The 17,404-nt window shown below is 41.0% G+C and carries 18 protein-coding genes; 6 read left to right on the top strand and 12 right to left on the bottom strand.

Annotation, left to right across the window (positions count from 1 at the left end; genetic code table 11):
- The first annotated feature begins 154 nt into the window (after window positions 1-154).
- From ACFVSW_RS15215 to ACFVSW_RS15200, 4 genes are all read left to right on the top strand, one after another.
- Window positions 155-1,426 (top strand): MDR family MFS transporter, encoded by a 1,272-nt coding sequence (locus ACFVSW_RS15215; RefSeq protein WP_387317515.1) that lies wholly within the window; start codon window positions 155-157, stop codon window positions 1,424-1,426.
- A gap of 381 nt (window positions 1,427-1,807) precedes the next feature.
- Window positions 1,808-3,040, top strand: a complete 1,233-nt coding sequence (locus ACFVSW_RS15210; protein WP_387317514.1) for an aminopeptidase — start codon at window positions 1,808-1,810, stop codon at window positions 3,038-3,040.
- Between the two features lie 175 nt (window positions 3,041-3,215).
- Entirely contained in the window at window positions 3,216-3,602 is a 387-nt protein-coding gene (gene mscL, locus ACFVSW_RS15205) for a large-conductance mechanosensitive channel protein MscL (RefSeq protein ID WP_387317513.1), read from the top strand.
- A 49-nt stretch (window positions 3,603-3,651) separates the two neighbouring features.
- Entirely contained in the window at window positions 3,652-4,290 is a 639-nt protein-coding gene (locus ACFVSW_RS15200) for a Bax inhibitor-1/YccA family protein (RefSeq protein WP_387317512.1), read from the top strand.
- A gap of 42 nt (window positions 4,291-4,332) precedes the next feature.
- On the opposite strand, the gene ACFVSW_RS15195 is transcribed toward ACFVSW_RS15200, so the two are convergent.
- From ACFVSW_RS15195 to safA, 12 genes are all read right to left on the bottom strand, one after another.
- Window positions 4,333-6,069 carry an aromatic amino acid hydroxylase gene (locus ACFVSW_RS15195; protein ID WP_387317511.1) on the bottom strand — a complete coding sequence of 579 codons (1,737 nt, stop codon included), beginning with the start codon at window positions 6,067-6,069 and terminating at the stop codon, window positions 4,333-4,335.
- Between the two features lie 39 nt (window positions 6,070-6,108).
- Window positions 6,109-6,633 carry an RNA polymerase sigma factor gene (locus tag ACFVSW_RS15190; RefSeq protein ID WP_387317510.1) on the bottom strand — a complete coding sequence of 175 codons (525 nt, stop codon included), beginning with the start codon at window positions 6,631-6,633 and terminating at the stop codon, window positions 6,109-6,111.
- An 82-nt stretch (window positions 6,634-6,715) separates the two neighbouring features.
- Window positions 6,716-8,050 (bottom strand): polysaccharide biosynthesis protein, encoded by a 1,335-nt coding sequence (locus tag ACFVSW_RS15185; RefSeq protein WP_387317509.1) that lies wholly within the window; start codon window positions 8,048-8,050, stop codon window positions 6,716-6,718.
- 109 nt (window positions 8,051-8,159) lie between these two features.
- Window positions 8,160-9,926: an FTR1 family iron permease gene (locus tag ACFVSW_RS15180; protein ID WP_387317508.1), complete on the bottom strand. Its 1,767-nt coding sequence runs from the start codon at window positions 9,924-9,926 to the stop codon at window positions 8,160-8,162.
- A gap of 27 nt (window positions 9,927-9,953) precedes the next feature.
- Window positions 9,954-11,240 carry an iron uptake transporter deferrochelatase/peroxidase subunit gene (gene efeB / locus ACFVSW_RS15175; protein WP_387317628.1) on the bottom strand — a complete coding sequence of 429 codons (1,287 nt, stop codon included), beginning with the start codon at window positions 11,238-11,240 and terminating at the stop codon, window positions 9,954-9,956.
- 6 nt (window positions 11,241-11,246) lie between these two features.
- Window positions 11,247-12,095 (bottom strand): iron uptake system protein EfeO, encoded by an 849-nt coding sequence (gene efeO / locus ACFVSW_RS15170; RefSeq protein ID WP_387317507.1) that lies wholly within the window; start codon window positions 12,093-12,095, stop codon window positions 11,247-11,249.
- Between the two features lie 207 nt (window positions 12,096-12,302).
- Window positions 12,303-12,935 carry a response regulator transcription factor gene (locus ACFVSW_RS15165; protein WP_387317506.1) on the bottom strand — a complete coding sequence of 211 codons (633 nt, stop codon included), beginning with the start codon at window positions 12,933-12,935 and terminating at the stop codon, window positions 12,303-12,305.
- A complete protein-coding gene (locus tag ACFVSW_RS15160) occupies window positions 12,928-13,974 on the bottom strand; it encodes a sensor histidine kinase (protein WP_387317505.1) in 1,047 nt (348 codons plus the stop codon). Before ACFVSW_RS15160 ends, ACFVSW_RS15165 begins: the two co-directional genes overlap by 8 nt.
- Complete coding sequence (gene liaF, locus ACFVSW_RS15155) at window positions 13,971-14,705, bottom strand: cell wall-active antibiotics response protein LiaF (RefSeq protein ID WP_387317504.1); 735 nt, start codon at window positions 14,703-14,705, stop codon at window positions 13,971-13,973. The genes ACFVSW_RS15160 and liaF overlap by 4 nt, the downstream gene beginning before the upstream one ends.
- Window positions 14,706-14,844: 139 nt before the next feature.
- On the bottom strand, window positions 14,845-15,489 hold the full coding sequence (locus ACFVSW_RS15150; protein WP_387317503.1) for a PspA/IM30 family protein: 645 nt from the start codon (window positions 15,487-15,489) through the stop codon (window positions 14,845-14,847).
- Between the two features lie 20 nt (window positions 15,490-15,509).
- Entirely contained in the window at window positions 15,510-15,863 is a 354-nt protein-coding gene (locus ACFVSW_RS15145) for a lmo0954 family membrane protein (protein WP_387317502.1), read from the bottom strand.
- 142 nt (window positions 15,864-16,005) lie between these two features.
- Window positions 16,006-16,620 (bottom strand): SafA/ExsA family spore coat assembly protein, encoded by a 615-nt coding sequence (gene safA / locus ACFVSW_RS15140; protein WP_387317501.1) that lies wholly within the window; start codon window positions 16,618-16,620, stop codon window positions 16,006-16,008.
- A 106-nt stretch (window positions 16,621-16,726) separates the two neighbouring features.
- Between safA and ACFVSW_RS15135 the strand changes: the two genes are divergently transcribed.
- Window positions 16,727-17,101, top strand: a complete 375-nt coding sequence (locus tag ACFVSW_RS15135; RefSeq protein ID WP_387317500.1) for a DUF1360 domain-containing protein — start codon at window positions 16,727-16,729, stop codon at window positions 17,099-17,101.
- Window positions 17,102-17,184: 83 nt separating this feature from the next.
- Window positions 17,185-17,331 (top strand): hypothetical protein, encoded by a 147-nt coding sequence (locus ACFVSW_RS15130; RefSeq protein WP_387317498.1) that lies wholly within the window; start codon window positions 17,185-17,187, stop codon window positions 17,329-17,331.
- Window positions 17,332-17,404: the final 73 nt, after the last annotated feature.

Below are 17,404 nucleotides of genomic sequence, written 5' to 3'. Positions count from 1 at the left end.
TTCCGTCTATTTATCAGCTCGGGTGCATAGCCTGATCCCCCAACCGATAAGTGAACCCTTTAAAATAAGGTGAGTCTGCTTTTTTCCTTGTTTTTTTTTCCATTAGGATAGTATGATAAAAAAGCATGAAAATAGAGAAACGGAGATTTTTTACATGAGGATAAGGGATTGGGATTCAAATTTAAAGGTTCGCTTGTTTGGGGAAGCGATGATGAATATTACCTTTTGGATGTTTTTTCCGTTCTTAACGATTTATTTTGCGGAAGAGTTCGGTAAAAATAAAGCAGGGTTGTTATTAGTTTTTTCACAGGTTTTTTCCGTGATTGCTAACCTGATGGGCGGATATTGTGCCGATCGTTTTGGGCGAAAACGGATGATGGTTCTTTCTTCCATCGGGCAAGGACTTTCCTTCTTAGCCTTTGCCATCGCCAGTTCACCATGGCTTCAATCCCCTTGGATGGGCTTTGTTTCGTTTGCATTTGCCGGTGTGTTCGGTTCTTTTTACTGGCCTGCGAGCCAAGCAATGGTAGCCGATGTTGTGCCCGAAAAGGAACGAAGCAATGTGTTTGCCATTTTTTATACATCTATCAATATTGCGGTGGTAGTCGGACCAATACTAGGGGCGATTTTTTATGTTCACTATCGCTTTCAGCTGTTGCTGGTAGCAGGTGCAGTGTGCATATTACTGGGTCTAATCCTGGCGAAATGGACGCGGGAAACCGCACCCATTCAAAAAACAGCTACAGTTTCCAACGGCGGAAGGTGGTATTACTTCTTAGTAAACCAGCTGCGAGATTATGGGCTCATTATTAAGGATAAAACCTTCCTGTTGTTTATCCTAGCGGGGGTTTTAGCAGGACAGACATTTATGCAATTGGACTTATTAATTCCAGTTTATATTAAGGATTTTGTAAAAAATCAAACCCTCTTTTCCATTGGGAATTGGTCGTTCACGCTAAAGGGTGAGCAGGCATTTGGAATTGTCCTTGCTGAAAATGGCTTCCTTGTTGCCCTATTTACTGTTTTTGTAACGAAGTGGATGGGAAAATATTATGAAAGAAACGTGTTTGTTCTCTCCTCGGTCGTCTACGCGATTTCAATTGTCATTTTCAGTCAAACGCATTGGATTTGGGGGTTAATAATCGCGATGGCGGTATTCACGTTTGCTGAATTAATGGGGGCAGGGCTGCAGCAAAGCTTCGTTTCTAGGCTTGCTCCTGAACATATGAGGGGACAATATTTTGCAGCCGCAAGCTTGCGCTATACACTGGGGCGCACAATTGCCCCACTTTCCATCCCAATGACGGTTTGGATTGGCTATGGCTGGACATTTTTCGTCCTCACCGTTCTTGCTCTGGTCAGTGCGGGATTATATTGGGTAATGTTTTATTCATTTGAAAAACAAAAAGTAGGAACGCAAATGTAAAAAAGCACTCAAAGTGCTTTTTTATTTTTCTTTAAAGATATTTTTCAGGTCAATTTGAAAATTGTCAAAAAATTGTACTAATTTATTCACATTTACCCCTTTTAATATTATAATTACCTTGTAAAGGTTTCTATTATAAGGACGGTGGAATTAATGGAATTATCACAGTTCATGACTCCAACTTCATTGTCAGGCATTATTACATTTTTAGTTCTATTTTCAGCAGGTGTTTATTTTAATATAAAAGTATATGGAAGTAAGCTACGGTAGAGATGAAAATCTTTACTTTTTTTTATCTCTTTTAAGACATTAGCTCCCTGTTTCTTTTTCCAATTAAAAACGCTACAATATAGGAAGATTCTGAAAAAGGAGATTATACATATGAGTGAATTTCAAAAAAACCTTGAAAAATATGCTGAGCTGGCCGTAAAGGTAGGCGTTAATGTTCAGCCAGGTCAAACGTTAGCCATCAATGCCTCCATCGATGCTGCAGAATTTGTCCGTTTAATTGTAAAAAAAGCCTATGAAACAGGGGCGCAGAATGTCGTTGTCAACTGGAACGACGATACGGTTACAAGAACAAAATATGATTTAGCACCAGATGAGGCCTTCCAAGAGTACCCAGTTTGGCGTGCCAAAGAAATGGAAGAGCTTGCTGACAATGGGGCCGCCTTTATGTCAGTCGTATCTTCGAGTCCTGATTTATTAAAAGGCGTCAATCCTGAACGTATTTCAAACTTCAATAAAGCGGCTGGCACGGCGTTAAAAAAATACCGAAAAGCAACGATGTCAGATAAAGTCAGCTGGACCGTTATTGCCGCAGCTTCACCGGCATGGGCTGCTAAGGTATTCCCGGATGAACCTGCTGAAACCCAAGTAAGCAAGCTTTGGGATGCGATTATCAAAGCTACTCGTGTCGACGTTGATAATCCAGTTGAGGCATGGAGAAAACACGATGAAACCCTTCATGCAAAGGTTCACTATTTAAATGAAAAACGCTATCAGAAGCTTCATTATACAGCCCCTGGTACCGACTTAACGATTGAGCTTCCGGAAAAACATCTTTGGGTTGGAGCCGGCAGTGTGAATGAAAAAGGTTTTGAGTTTATGGCCAACATGCCGACTGAGGAAGTCTTCACTGTGCCATTGAAAACAGGTGTAAACGGTACGGTGGCAAGTACAAAACCGTTAAGTTATGGCGGCAATATTATTGACCGCTTTTCAATTACCTTTGAAAATGGAAAAATTGTTGGCGTAAAAGCAGAGGAAGGCGAAGAGATTTTGAAGCGTCTGGTGGACACAGATGAAGGCTCACATTATCTTGGTGAGGTAGCGCTTGTTCCTTTCGACTCACCTATTTCACAGTCCAACGTTCTTTTCTTCAATACCTTGTTTGATGAAAACGCCTCTAACCATTTAGCAATCGGAAGCGCCTATGCCTTCTGTATTGAGGGCGGCAAGACAATGTCAGCTGAAGAATTGGAGAAGAATGGTCTTAACGAAAGTCTCACCCATGTTGATTTCATGATTGGATCAGCGGATATGAACATCGACGGAATTACCGCTGATGGAAAGATTGAACCCGTATTTAGAGCAGGTAATTGGGCGTTTTAGTTCGCAGTCTCATTAAGAGCAGTGCAAATGGTCGTTTCAGTTTACAGCCTAATAAAAGAGCAGGAATTCTGCTCTTTTTTCTATTGTTGGAAAAACATAGCGCTTGTATTTTTATCTCGGTTAAAGCTACAATATACTTTTAAGAAAATAAGAACAATTTTGGGGGGATTCCTTCTTGTGGAATGAATTTAAACAATTTGCCATGAAAGGCAATGTCATCGATTTAGCGGTCGGGGTTGTTATTGGCGGCGCATTTGGCAAAATCGTTTCTTCCCTTGTCGCCGATGTTATTATGCCGTTGGTTGGAATGATCATCGGGGTCGTAGATTTTAGTGATCTAGCCTATGGGAAATTAAAATACGGCCAATTTATCCAAACGGTTGTTGATTTCTTAATTATTTCTTTCTCCATTTTCCTTTTTGTGAAGTTTCTTAATCGTTTTAAGAAGAAAGAGGAACCTGCTCAATCCGATGCAAAAGTGGATCGTAGTGAAGAGCTTTTAGCCGAGATTCGCGATTTATTAAAAGAAGGAGATATTTTAAGAAAAAATGAAACATCTTGACCACTTCTTCGTATAACTTATATAAGAAAATATTTTTGAGGTGAGTAAATTGTATTCACAAACAACATCGACTCAATTTTTACCTTCTGTTTTACGGACGTTTGCTCTATCCCTTGCGATTGCCTTCTTGGGCACAATGATAGGCACGAAGGTACCTGAAGGTTTATTTATGCCGTTAGCTATCCTAGAATTTGTCATGCTATTAACTGCTTTTTTCTTTAGACGTAAAAAAGCAATGTCCTATTCATTCCTTTACATTTTCACGTTTATCTCAGGGATTACCTTGTATCCGATTGTAGCTTATTACTCAGCTACGGCAGGTGCCAATATAGTTGCCATGGCCTTTGCCAGTACGACAGTTGTCTTTTCGGGTATTGCCATTTACGCAACAAAATCAAAGCATAATTTCTCATTTTTAAGTGGATTCCTGCTTGCAGCCCTGCTTGCTATGGTGGCGATTGGGATTTTCAACTTTTTCTCTCCACTAGGATCTACAGCCATGCTTGCATACTCCTTTATCGGTGTATTAGTTTTTAGCGGCTATGTTCTCTTCGATTTTAGCCGGATGAAACACTATGGAGTTAGAGCTGAAGATGTTCCATTAATGGCTTTAAACTTATATTTAGATTTTATTAATCTATTCATCAGCATCCTGCGTATATTTGGGATTCTTAATAGCAGAGATTAATTATTAAAAGGAGCTTGGACATTTCCCAAGCTCCTTTTATTTTTAATAATAAAATAAGGTTAATCCGCGCTGAATCATTTGTTGGACTGAAGGATCCCAGTCGGTGTTTTGCAGCCTTTCTACTAGCTGGGTAATAGTAGGATGACTTGGATTGTGCTGTTGATAAATTTCTAGCAGTTCCAGCCGCAATAGCCATTCGCGTTGATATTTTTCCTCGAGGACGGCTAAAATTCTATTAACCTGGGATACACTTTGTTCATTCCAATTCGATCCCTCACGTATGTTGCGTACTTCTTCATACAACTTCTCTAATTCATTCCAACTTCTCTGAACCGCCCTGTCTTCAATTTCTTCAGCAGGCTCGAACTCATAATAAGCGTCTGGATCTGAAGCGCCTGCGAATACAGATGGAATGCCGGCACCAACAGCCATATCAAACGTACCCCAAGCTGGCTCAAAAAGAACTTGATCCTTATAGGTCACGGTACAATCCTTAAATGAGATTAAGATTGGCTTCGCTGAGCCGGACAAAATGCCAGTGACTGTGCCCTTAACAATGACACCGCTTTCAAAATGAAGCAAAGCTGCCTTTCCTTCGTTAATTCCTAACTCTCGTAATTGTTCCTTCGTGCAATCTTCAAGCACGATACCAGTTTCTAAGCGGCCAATCGGCGTTCCAAAGCCCTTTTGATGGGTTTCTGTACCGTGCCCCGGCAATTGCTTATTCTCGACTGATAATGCGGTCGGTCCTTTTGTCCGCAAATAAACAGCTTCCCCTTCATCGTCCTTCAAAATCGTCGCTAACGTACCGGTTACCTGTAAGCCAGAAGAAAAACAAATCGTTGCGACACTATCGGACTGCAGTGCTTTCTCCAGACTTTCCGTTCCTCCTTTGCGAAATGCCATGGTGGCGGCAAATTGATCGATAGCCGAAACTAGCTCATCAAAGTTTTTACAAACAAATAACTGTGGCTGTGGTTTGGTGACATCATATGGGGTCCTCACGCATTCTTCTACGGTAAATGGGATTTTTCGGACATCCTCCGCTAAACAGCTTTGGCTCTCGCCTACCGATGAAAGCAAACCTGCCCCGTAAATTTTTGGATCAATGAGCTCGCCAATTAAGCCGTATTCAACTGTCCACCAAAACAGCCGTGACACTTGATCGGCTTCAGATAAACCCTTTACCTTTGCGCGTGCTACTGCCACCTGACGTTCTGCCTCTTTCACCCGCTCTTCGGTCGAATGAGGATCCTCAGCGACAATTGTTAAATGACGAACCGCTTTAAATACTTCCAGCTTTTCCTTACTTGAAATCGCTTTGGAACCCATTTCGCCAATTTTTTTCACAAATTTACTGTAGGATTCATCTAATAAAATCGGAGCGTGACCTGCTGCTTCATGAATCATATCCGGTGCCGGTGTGTAGGCAATGTTTTCTATCTTTCGTATTTCTGTCGCAATCGGTAGGATGCCATTTGCTAAAAAGCCATAAAAAGCGGAGCCGGGAATTAACCCATCGATTGTCACAGCCCCCCAGCCGACTTTTTCCAGACTCGTATTCATGTCAGCTACCTTTGGAATTGATTCCGTTTTGATACCCGAATCCTTTAACCCATTTACATAATAAGGATGGGCGATTCCCTTTAAAAAATAATGGTTTTGCTTCATTACAAACCGCCAGACCGCATGATCAATGGGAGAATAGCTTTCATAATATTGATTAGAAATAAATTGCTTTAGTTGCACAGGAATCTTTTTTGTAACATTTCCATTCATCGTGAACCTTCCCCTCTTCAAAGAATATTTTGGAAGCCATTAAGCAAGTGACAGCATTTTCGGCCGCAGCCGGTCTTTCGCCCTTTTCATTCTTGTTTTTACAGTCGACATGGGCAGATTGCTTTTCCTAGCTATCTCTACTAAAGATAGATCTTGATAGTAATAAAGATAGATAGGATTGCGGTAAATTTCGGGCAATAGGTTGATCTTTTCAGCCATTTGTTCCGCTGAAAATTTATGTAAGACTTCCTCTTCCGGAATAAATGCAGGTTCGAATGCAGCGGAATAGGAATATACTTCTTCCCTCCAAAAATGTTTTGACTTATTTTCTTTCCGCCAATAATCACGGCACTTATTAATTGCGATGGTAAAAAGCCAGCTTTTATATTTACTTTTCTCCTTAATGGAGGGGTAAGCCAAATAGGCAGAGAGTAAAACCTCCTGATAAAGATCCTCCGCAAGTTCTTTATGTTTTACTAACGAAAAAATATATTTAAAAATGGCTTTCCCATGTTCCTTTACTAATTCTTCAAAAGATTGTGTAAATCCTTCAAGCATTTTCATCCTACCTTTCCTTCTGTAAAATGTTGTTCATTCTATTAGACGGAAAGGACCTTGCTTACCCCTACACATGATGGGAAAATTTTTATCGATTCGCTGCCTTTTGAACCAATCCTTTCATAAATATCGAAACACCAATCTTCTTACAAATTGTTAAATAATGCATCAGCGCTAATAAAACAGACCCTGTATTCATCCCAATAATAACCCCATTCATTCTCCAGTCCGATGATGAACCAAGCCAGAGAATAAGCGCAAAGGAAATGACAGTCGACCAAACGATATGAATAAATGCCTCTTTTATCATGTCGAGACCAATCATGAAGGCCTGCAGAGGCATAATAAAGAAATGAAATAAGAAAAACGGCCATAGCAATTGCAGAAAAACAGCAGGGGTTGCCGATTTAAAAAACAAGGACGTTAATTCTGGAGCAAAAAAATAGAAAAGGGTCACAGCTGCGACTCCGTATACTACCGTGAGTTTCATCACCTGCTGAAGCATTTTTTGCAAGGTTGAATAATCCTTTTGAGAATGAGTCTTCGACACAGCCGGTATGAGAACAATCAATAACGAATGGGCAATAAAAGCCGGGAAGAACCCAATGGACATGGCCACCCCCATCAGCATGCCGAATTGCTCTGTAGCCAATATATCGGTCATACCCGAGCGTACCAATGCCGCCTTAATGATGAAGGGCTGAATCGCTCCAGTAAAGGCCGAAAACAAACGCAAACCTGTTGTTGGAATCGATACCGCCATTAAATTTTTCCGAACCACTTTCCTGTTTAAATTGGAAAAAGGCTGCCGTTTTAGCTGTTGAAATTGTGCAATAAAAAGGTAGATTAAATAAAGAAACACAATAATTTCACTGCCGATCAGTGTGCCAATGGCGACCAGCAATGCTGCTTCTGGGTCAAAGGCAAAGAAGCGAAACAGAACAAACAAACCTCCGAGTTGAATGATTTTCCTTAGAAAATTAGAGACGGCGATTTTTCCCATCTGCTGCATGCCCATGAAATAGCCTCTGGCAACCGAAGTGAACGAAATGACGGGGATGAGAATCATCACAAGCCATCTGACATAGGGGTGATAGGTATTAAATACCGGAATAAACGGCAGTATCGCCGCAGCCACTAAAAAGAGAATACTGGTAAAGATGATGGTAATCGTTAGCGCGTGATAAAGAATATTTCGATGGAAACGTTCCTCCCGTTCGGCAACGAATTTGGAAATCGACACCTGCAGTTCAAAGCTCGATAGCAGGACAATCAAAAAGATGGTAGGCAGAATCGACATATACAGCCCTAACCCATGTGAACCCAACTCCCGGGCAAGAATCATATTCACCAGGACTTCAATGCCTTCACCTAAGAAAGCAGACGCCGCTAAAAAAAATATCCCTCTGTAATAAATAGCCACTTTCAAATTCCCTCTTTCCTATCTCACTTCTATAAACTTATGAGACAAGTACTTTGATTAGTAGGGAATTTTTTCTACAATACAAAAAAGGGCAATTAATATGCCCTTTTTAAACATTTGTGCTAATGAGTTGTTTACCGTCATTTTTTTTAACCAAGTAGGTCATGACCACAATCACGGCCAATAAAAGCAGTTGTGTTCCAGTAGTTTCCCAAGTTGGGTAAAGTCCCAGCCAATCAATAAATGGCAGTTTTTCAACCGTTGTCGTCGAAACCACCTTGGAAACCTGCAAGGCATGAATACTGATGCCAAGAATTTTAAAGGCTAAAAAGTAAATGAGAATGGTTGCCGCTTTAAAAAATAAGCGAATCGGAATTTTTACACTGTATTTAATAATCGCGAAGCCGCTGACTGCTAAAATGACAACCGCGAGAATGATTCCAGTGACAAGCTGTGCTATACCTATATATGGAGTAATGCCGGCATAGAAAATAATCGTTTCTGCCCCTTCACGGAATACCGAAAGAAAACTAATAAATGTAAACGAAATAAGGCTTCCTTTTGCAATGGCTTGCTGCATTTGCTGATTAATATACTTATTCCACTGACCGATACTCGACTTATTATGAAGCCAAGCCCCGATTGTCAGCATCATCACAACTGCGACAACACCGGTTAGTCCCTCAATATATTCCCGGCTTGAAGCCGCAATAATTTGTGAAAAAACAATGTTGATAATAATCGCCAGAATCGCACTAGCGAAAATTCCAGCGGCAACACCGGACCAAATCCACTTTTGTTTTGAGGATTGATCCATCTTTTTCAAAAAGGCCAATAATGTTGCCACAATTAATAAAGCCTCTAAACCTTCACGTAATAAAATCAGAGCAGCATCCCAAATCGAATAATTCGTTTTGCTCAGTAATGGAGCTATCCGTGTGTTTAATTCCCTAACGATTTCGGAGGCCTTTTCGGCATTCACCACTTTTGAATTTAACAGACTTATCGCGGTAGGAATTTTCGTTTCTATATCACTGTATAATTTAGCATTCCTTGTCTGAACGTCGCCCTCCACCATCGGCCAAATGGTCAGGGTTTCATTTAAATTGGCGCTTGCACCTTTGTAATCATTTTGTGCAATCTGTTTTTCCGCTTTCGTGAATAACGTGGAAAGGTCTGAAAGCGTATAATTTCCCTCAAGCTGTTTCGACCCATTTCCAGCTAAGTAGGTTTCAACTTCACTTGTCAATTGGACTATATTCGTTTCCGCCTTTTTCCAATCGGCAGGTTCCTGTGTGATGGCAATTCGAATAAGAGCCATGTTTTTTTCAATGTTCCCGTAGGAGGCAATACTCTCATCATGGACAGCTTTTTCTGAAGCAGTCCACTGGTTTAATATCGCTTGATACTTTGCTGTTATCCCAGTAACATTCTCATCGATGATGGCGCTTTTAAGATTGTTTATCAGTGGCAGCAATTGTTTTACTTGTTCTTTTCCTTTTACCTTATCCTTAGGATTTTGTTCTTGATCATACAGAACTACAGCACTTGATAAAGATGAGAGGCTTTCTGACAGGGTCTTTGTTTCTTCCTTACTATCAGCTAGTAATCTTTGAACCTTCTTTAGCTCTTGGTCTACCTTTTTTGCCTGTTTGCTGTCAGCACGCTTCATTGCTTCCCATTCATTTGCAAACAGTTCCATATTTTTTGTAACAGCTGTATAATCCCCATCCTTCACTTTCATTAAGCTATCGCCAATTAGCACAAATAGCTCGTCATGATTTTCAGCCGCTGCGACCGGATGGATTGTTTGAAAAGATACAAAAAGGATTATTAATAAAAGTGCAGAATTCCAAATCGTCCTACATCGTTGCATTACTCTCTCTCCTCACAAAGGAAACCATTAGTTGAAAAGTGTTTCCCCTAGATAACCGCCCTGTTTGACTCCAGGCAAACAAGCAAAAATAGCACTGCCACGGTGGGAAATATATTCGTTCAATTTATCCATTGTTGCTAAACGTTCTTGGATGGGGATAAATTGTTTACTTGGTTGACGCTGGAAACATAAGAATAGCAGACCTGCATCAAAGCTCCCTGTCTTAGCATCCATACCATCCGAGTAGGAGTACGCCCGACGAAGAATTCGCTGTGACCCATCCCCATGTGATAGCCTTGTGTGTGAATCAACCGGTATGTTAAATTCTCCCTGATCATTCTTCTGCTTCAAGTTTAGTGATTCAAATTCATCTTTTTGTCCAAGCGGTGCTCCGTTGTCACGATAGCGTCCAAACGTCTTTTCCTGCTCTTTTAATGTGGTCCGGTCCCACACTTCTATAAACATTTGAATACGGCGGACAACGAGATAACTGCCGTTTACAAGCCAATTCGGTCCATCTCCAGGTTGGACCCATACATGTTCATTCAACTGCTTTTCGCTTTTTACATCTGGATTGACCGTCCCGTCCTTGAAACCAAATAAATTCCTCGGTGTTTCTTGGCCCGGGTCAGCTTGTTTCGTGCGTTGAAAGCCCGTCTGTGCCCAGCGTAATATCGCTTTACCCCGTGCAATCCGAATCAAATTCCTCACAGCGTGGAAGGCCACCTGCAAATCATCAGCACAAGCTTGGATACAAAGGTCGCCGCCAGTCCATGCCTCTTCCAACGCATCTAGCGGGAATTTAGGGAGATCGACTAATTCTTTGGGCTGCTTTTGTTTTAATCCAAATCGGTCCTGATTGTCTCTCACAAATAGACTTGGTCCAACTCCAAAGGTGATGGTTAAATTTGAAGCTGATAAACCTTCTGCTTCCCCAGTATCCTTGGGCGGGAGAAATTCATTGCTGGAAAGATCCCCGACTGGCTTCCCCTCAGACAATAATGCTGCCGCGATGGTCCAATCCTTGAAAAGCTTTACTACCTCTTCTTTTTTCGATGTCGTTACATCTAAGGAAACAAAATATACATGGTTTTGCGTTTCCGTGGTTATCCCGCCTTGGTGATTACCGTAAAAAGGGATGATTTCCTTTTTACCGGTGCTGTTTGCTTTCCCTTCTGTTATCGTAAGCAAGCCACCCAGTCCTGTTGCACCGAGGAGAACGCCAACACCACCCACACCAGCTGTTTTAAGCATATTTCTTCGCGAAATCTTTGCCTGATGGAGTACAGCTTCCTCTTTGCTGTTCGTATTCATTGTCAATTAAGACGCCTCCGTAACAATTCCTATTTGTGAAAGCGGTTCGGCAAGAGCATCAACGGCTTGGCTTAATTCTTTCACTTGTGCTTCTGTCAATTCGGTATAAAGCTTATAGCCATCACCAATTTTTTGCTGGTTTAGTAAACGATAGACCTCATCAAAACGTGTCTGAATTTCGTTCGAAAGTTCTTTATCTTTTTTCTTTAATGCCGGATTGAGAAGCTGATAAATCTTTTCTGCGCCTTGTACATTCGCAGCAAAGTCATATATATCGGTATGGGAATATCGGTCCTCTTCCCCTGTTACCTTTGAGGTTGACACCTCATTTAAGAGATCAACCGCACCTGTAATTAATATGTCTGGTGTGACTTCGACGGTTTCTACCTTAGCGCGGAGCAGGTTCACATCCTTCATTAGCTGCTCTGCGTATTGTTCATAGCCTTTTGTAGTGTTTTCCAGCCATAATCCTTTTTCAATTCGGTGATATCCGGTCCATTCAGCCTCAGGGACATCGCCCTCACGTGCATCGATTTTTGGATCCAGGTCGCCAAACACTTCAGCAATCGGTTCAGCGCGTTCATAATACATCCGCGCCGGTCCGTAAAGTTCCTTTGCTTTAGCTAATTCCCCGTTTTTAACAGCGGTTGTAAATGCTTCCGTTGCCATAACAAATTCTTCAATTTCCCCTATGGCATACTTTCGGTATTCATCAGTTACCCCTTTTAGAGCTTCTGATGCCGCATTCTTTGTTTCTTTCACCTTATCAGTGGATGTAGCTTTGTCCGTAGTTGCACACCCAAATAGAAGACTGCTAGATAGCAATAATATTCCTGATACTTTTAATAATTTCATATGTAATTCGTTCCCCCAATTTCGTTAATAATGATAATCATTTTCATTACCAATAATAACAGCAAATGAGAAGTATTTTCAATTGTTTTTTTATTTTTGATTATGTAAAAGGGGGATGGGATATCCAAAATATCAAAAAAAGTAATAGTGCTCCACAAAATATGAGCGAAAAAAAAAGGCTATTACGAGATAGCCTTGGTTTCGGGTTTATTTTATTAATGAATGTTTAAACGCATAGATGACGGCTTGGGTGCGGTCTTGGACGCTTAATTTGCTTAAAATATTGCTAACATGGGTTTTGACGGTCTTCAGGGCGATAAATAATTCATCAGCAATGTCCTGATTGGCTTTGCCTTCTGCCATTAGCAGTAATATTTCTAGTTCACGGCTGGTGAGGTCTTCGTGTGGCAGGTGTGTGTTCTTTTGGCGCATTTTCACCATCATTTTCCCAGTTACTTCCGGTTCAAGTACCGATTGCCCATGATAGGTTGCCCTGACGGCATTGGCAATTTCTCCAGCCTTCGAGGTCTTCAGCATATAGCTGGTTGCCCCGGCTTCAAGTGCCGGGTAGACCTTTTCATCATCTAGGAAACTTGTAACGATTATCACCTTTGCTTCAGGCCACTGTTCAATAATTTGTCTTGTCGCTTCAATCCCGTCCATTTCTTTCATCACTAAATCCATTAAGATGATATCTGGGCGGAGTTCGAGCGCAAGTTCCACCCCTTTTTTTCCATCGTCCGCTTCCCCTACGACTTCAATGTCCGGCTGCGCCGATAAATAAGAGGAAACACCAATTCGCACCATTTCATGATCATCAACAAATACGACCCTAATCATTCACACCACCTCCATTAATCATCACCGGAACCTTCACTTCCAGCCTTGTTCCTTTATTTTTCACACTTATCACCTTTAACGTGCCGCCGACCTCAACTGCTCGCTCATGCATGTTTTGCATTCCGTAGGACCCTGCTTTCATTTCGTTTACTTCAAAACCAATTCCGTCATCAACAATCCTTAAGATGACAAGGTCATCCCGTTTAATCATCAGGACCTCGAGCTTGTTCGCTTTCGAATGCCTAAGGGTGTTTGATACAGATTCTTGAAGGATGCGGAAAAGATGATCCTCTACACCTTTGTCTAACGGAAAAGCCTCCACTTTCCAGTTAATATCCATTGTTACCTTTTGAGATAATTCGATTAACAGCTCTTCAATTCCTTCTTGAAGCGTTTTATTCTTTAAGGCTACTGGACGCAGGTGTAAAAGCAGTGCACGCATCTCGAGCTGTGATTGGTGAATCATTTCTTCAACAAGTTTCAATTGCTTCGCTTCCCGGTCAGTTTCTGAAAGTGGCTTTGTCTCATTAATCGCCGACATCATCATCGATGCGGCAAACAGCTGCTGGCTGACGGAGTCATGTAATTCACGGGCTAGACGGTTCCGTTCCTGTTCAATGATCTCCTGAATCCTTGCTTCCTGGTCTTCTACTTTTTCGGTTGCTAATCGCTGCGAAAGCTTAGCCTGTTCTGTCATTTGTTTGCCGATTTTCTCAATCCGCTCAGCAATGGATTGCATTTCCGTGATTGCAGGCTTCCCTTTCTCCTCCGTCTGTCTGCCTTCCTCCAATTGGTGCAAGGAGTGTTCAATCGCAAGAAACTGCTTTCGCCAAAAAAGACCTGAAGCTCCGCCTAGCAGAATCCCAACGGCAATACTAAAGGCAGGAACAAAAATAACAATTGGAATATCCATAAAATGGCGATCCCATAATTCGGACCATCCTATCGGGAACACAAAAAAGCAAACAGCCCCGACAATGATGGCGATAAGGAAGGAGAAGCCGACATTCCAGACAATTTGGCGCTGGGTTGTACTCATATCCGGCTCACCTCTAAATTCCCGACAACGAGCGTGGTAACTATTTTTACTTTATGCTCAGATTTTTCATAGCCCGGTGTTTTCAGCTGAAAAACTTGATTAAAAATTTTCGAGTGATGATTTCCGAATACCGTCGCCGACCCTGCCACACATGAATGGTGAATACTAACATCAATTTCATATGGTACAAGGATTTGAATATTTCCAATGAAATTGCGAATAAATATAACCGTTTCTCCTTTCGGAAGCATTGTGTAACTAAGATCGATCGTTGTATCGCCAATGCCGGTCTGGATGTTTACATCATTCCACTCATAAACACCAAAAGGAGTTTTTTGCTGCCCAAAAAAGATATTTTCAAACAGCGGCTTTGATTGAATCATTGTTTCCTCTTGTTGAGCAGGTTCATCTTTTATGATATCTGGGGTGATTTTCTTAGGATTCTTTTTAGAATTTAAAAATTGAATAAAAAAATGCAGTAAAATCGCTAACAATAAAAACTTAAATGTCATCATATTTAAAATACTAATAATAAAAAAGATAATTCCACCGAAGAAAAGGATTTTCCCGAGCTTCTTACCTGCCTTTTTTCGGCCAAGATAGATCATCCCGCCAGAAATGAAAAGGGAGAATATAAGTCCGCTGTTGAAAAATAAAATCTCCAATAGCAGGATAACAATGCCGATTAAGAACAGCCATCCAATATAATCATTTTTTGCATTTTTAAACATTGGAGCACCCTCCCTTTTTTCTTAGTTGCGGAAATGACGGTTTTATTTGCGAATTGAGCCGTTTTATTTGCGAATCCGTTTTTTTATATAGGTAAAAGGCGCAGAGACTCTACGCCTTTTTAGAATACCATATTTACAATTAAATGGACTTGCTTTCTTCTAATTTTGCTTCTTTTTCTAGTTGAGCAATTCTTGCATCGATTGTATTCCGGTAAAAGGAACTGTTCACTTGATGCTCTAAGCGGTCCAAATAGTTTTCAATGTCTTTAAACTTCGAGTAAGATTTATCCGAGTACGTATTGGAATCAAGCACCTGGTTGATGCGAACGTTGGCGCGTGTTACATTTTCTCGGCCCATTAATTCCATTCGGCGAAGATTCATATCCTTTAGCTTGTGCTTCATTTCTTCATATTTTCTTTCTAAATCGCCAAGCTGGCCTTTGACCTGTTCAAGTGAAGCACTGAGACGCTGTGCGCGGTCTGCATATTGCTGATGCTCAGCAGCAGCAAATTGATAAAGCTCTGTTTCCCCTGCTTTCGAAGCAATTTCCGCTTGGTATTTTCTTTTTTCTGCTAACTCAGCTGCCTGGTGATATTCTCTTGTGAACTCATCCTTTAACGTATATTGACGTTCCAACAGCTTTCTAACCTTTTCTGTTTCCTGCTCACATTGGCGAAGATATTGATTGAGCAAGACAATTGGATTTTGTTTTTCTTTTTGATCAAGTGCCTCGTGTAAATCGGCAGTAATGGTGTTTTTAATTCTCGTAAATAAGTTTGTCATGGTTATTCTCTCCTTTAAGCTTAATAATTTTTGATTTCATTCCATTGTTTTTCAAAATTGGCAAATGGGTCAGAGTCTTCTTTGATCTTCGTGTGCTTGTGCTTGTTCTCGTTCCATTTTTTATAAACGAGGTAAAGCACGTATGCTGCTGCGACACCAATAATGGCTGGTGCATTGTGTATAGAGGCAATCAGGACGATGAAGCCGATGAAGCCAAGACCAATCTTTGCACCAGTTGATTCAGTCTTTAAAAATTGCTTGAAGATGAAGTATAGAAGCACCACGCTTACGGCTAACCCCACCATCGGACCAATTGTTGAAAGCAAGATGAGAGCAGCTATCCCGCCCGCTACCAGTAAACCAAATTTTTTCATTTTGTCATTCACTCCTTTCATTTCTTGATTTCATCTTACCTTTTTCCAATGCTTTTCATAATTGCGCTAGAGCTTGATTTTTATATCGGTCTAGAGACGTAGAAAGGGTCAGCCTCCTAATGGAAACTGACCCTTTGTCACTTCATTTTGAGATAAACATCTGTACCCAGTAGTATCTTTGGGAGCCGCCTTTTGCATAGCCGACGCCGATACGGGTAGACTGGGAACTTAAAATATTGGCGCGATGACCGGAACTATTCATCCACGCTTGAACAACAGATGCTGCTGTCGTTTGCCCGGCGGCAATATTTTCAGCTGCTGAACGATAGGTAATCCCAAAGTTCTTCATCATATCAAAGGGACTGCCATAGGTAGGGCTCGTATGACTAAAATAATTTTTGTCGCGCATATCCATTGCCTTATAGCGGGCCACCCGTGAGAGTTCCCAATCAGCTGTTAATGGCTTTAGACCATTCTTCGCACGTTCCTGGTTGGTTAACTGGATGACCTGACTTTCAATAGATTTTACACCGCCTAAATCAGGGATGTTTACCTTTTGACCCGGATAGATCAAATTAGGATTTTTAAATTGCGGGTTTGCTTGAATAATCTCCGTTATCCCAACCTGGTACCTGACGGCAATTTTCCAAAGTGAGTCCCCCGGCTGAACCGTGTATATTTGCTGGGCCAACGAGACGCTTGGAATACAGAAAAGAGATAGTAAAAACAGAAAACAAAGCCAAAAAGATTTTTTCATTTTTTCGCCTCCTCCGAATATATATTTTTGATTTCAGGCTCAAAATATACAAGGAACTGAAAAATATATTTAGCTTGCCATTAGCGAGCTTTCGGAGGAGCAAAATGTGAGCGATATTTCATGGATGACCTATATTATGTTAATTTTAGCAAGCTACCGTTTAACCCATTTAATTGTTTTTGATAAAATAACCGAATTTATCCGTAAGCCATTTGTGAAAAAAGTCAAAGTAGAAACGGATACTGGCACTGAAACAAAGGAAGTCCCGACATCGATGTTTGGTTATCTCTTGAAATGTTATTGGTGTGCCGGTGTTTGGAGTGCCGTTTTACTAGGAGGTGCCTATTTACTTTTCCCGAGGGTTACTTTCGTGGTTATTTTAATTTTTTCAATCGCCGGCGGTCAGTCGATCATTGAAACCTTTGTCGGCGTCAATATTAAAAAGGTGGATTATTATTCGGAACTAAAGAAAAAAGATTGACAAAACCCGATAATAAAGCAAGATACTTCCCCTCACTGCATATATCTTTAGAAGAGCTTAAGCAGGAAGAAGGGGGAACTGGAATGACTGCTATATGGTTGACTACGACCATTGGTTTTATCCTTTGCCTTGGTTTAGTGGGCGGAATGATCTTTCATTTTTTAGGCAGAGCTCTTAATTCAGAAGATGCCGTTCGAATCGATAAAATAGACAGTGATGAGGAAGAATGATTTTTTTCTAACAGATTAAGGATGAACCTTGAAGAATCAGGGTCCATCCTTTTTTATTTTTACCTTTTTTACA

Source organism: Neobacillus sp. NPDC058068, assembly GCF_042885335.1.
GTDB lineage: Bacteria > Bacillota > Bacilli > Bacillales > Cytobacillaceae > Neobacillus.
Note: the sequence above shows the minus strand (reverse complement) of the source record. Positions and strands in the feature narration are given on the sequence as shown.

Excerpts from the sequence above, each read along its gene's own strand:
- ACFVSW_RS15215 (WP_387317515.1), top strand. The coding sequence starts at position 155 with ATGAGGATAAGGGATTGGGATTCAAATTTAAAGGTTCGCTTGTTTGGG.
- ACFVSW_RS15210 (WP_387317514.1), top strand. The coding sequence starts at position 1,808 with ATGAGTGAATTTCAAAAAAACCTTGAAAAATATGCTGAGCTGGCCGTA.
- ACFVSW_RS15195 (WP_387317511.1), bottom strand. The coding sequence starts at position 6,069 with ATGAATGGAAATGTTACAAAAAAGATTCCTGTGCAACTAAAGCAATTT.
- ACFVSW_RS15190 (WP_387317510.1), bottom strand. The coding sequence starts at position 6,633 with ATGAAAATGCTTGAAGGATTTACACAATCTTTTGAAGAATTAGTAAAG.
- ACFVSW_RS15180 (WP_387317508.1), bottom strand. The coding sequence starts at position 9,926 with ATGCAACGATGTAGGACGATTTGGAATTCTGCACTTTTATTAATAATC.
- efeB (WP_387317628.1), bottom strand. The coding sequence starts at position 11,240 with ATGAATACGAACAGCAAAGAGGAAGCTGTACTCCATCAGGCAAAGATT.
- efeO (WP_387317507.1), bottom strand. The coding sequence starts at position 12,095 with ATGAAATTATTAAAAGTATCAGGAATATTATTGCTATCTAGCAGTCTT.
- ACFVSW_RS15165 (WP_387317506.1), bottom strand. The coding sequence starts at position 12,935 with ATGATTAGGGTCGTATTTGTTGATGATCATGAAATGGTGCGAATTGGT.
- ACFVSW_RS15160 (WP_387317505.1), bottom strand. The coding sequence starts at position 13,974 with ATGAGTACAACCCAGCGCCAAATTGTCTGGAATGTCGGCTTCTCCTTC.
- liaF (WP_387317504.1), bottom strand. The coding sequence starts at position 14,705 with ATGTTTAAAAATGCAAAAAATGATTATATTGGATGGCTGTTCTTAATC.
- ACFVSW_RS15150 (WP_387317503.1), bottom strand. The coding sequence starts at position 15,489 with ATGACAAACTTATTTACGAGAATTAAAAACACCATTACTGCCGATTTA.
- ACFVSW_RS15145 (WP_387317502.1), bottom strand. The coding sequence starts at position 15,863 with ATGAAAAAATTTGGTTTACTGGTAGCGGGCGGGATAGCTGCTCTCATC.
- safA (WP_387317501.1), bottom strand. The coding sequence starts at position 16,620 with ATGAAAAAATCTTTTTGGCTTTGTTTTCTGTTTTTACTATCTCTTTTC.
- ACFVSW_RS15130 (WP_387317498.1), top strand. The coding sequence starts at position 17,185 with ATGACTGCTATATGGTTGACTACGACCATTGGTTTTATCCTTTGCCTT.